Raw genomic sequence first — 337 nt, 5'->3', positions numbered from 1 at the left:
TACGTCTCGTGGGCTCGGCAACCACTACGGCTTCCAGCTTTTCGGACGCGGTTACTTTTTAGGCATCCCCGTCCCTGCGATTACAATGGCAGCCGCCTTTATCATCCTCTGGGTGATCCTTCACAAAACGCCTTTCGGCCGCCGCACATATGCAATCGGCGGAAATGAAAAAGCGGCCTTGATCTCGGGCATTAAAGTTCCGCGCGTCAAAATGATGATTTATTCTCTTGCAGGCCTATTATCCGCGTTGGCTGGAGCCATCTTGACGTCACGGCTAAACTCAGCCCAGCCGACGGCAGGCACTTCCTATGAACTCGACGCCATAGCCGCAGTCGTA

The 337-nt window shown here is 54.3% G+C and carries 1 pseudogene; it reads left to right on the top strand.

Going from position 1 to position 337, the window contains the following annotated elements:
• A pseudogene (rbsC, locus tag J0695_RS46635) lies at positions 1 to 337 on the top strand (ribose ABC transporter permease RbsC); the annotation flags it as partial.

Source organism: Streptomyces beijiangensis (genome assembly GCF_017315755.1).
GTDB classification, from domain to species: domain Bacteria; phylum Actinomycetota; class Actinomycetes; order Streptomycetales; family Streptomycetaceae; genus Streptomyces; species Streptomyces beijiangensis.
The sequence above is the reverse complement of the archived record's forward strand: the minus strand, read 5'-3'. Positions and strand labels throughout refer to the sequence as shown.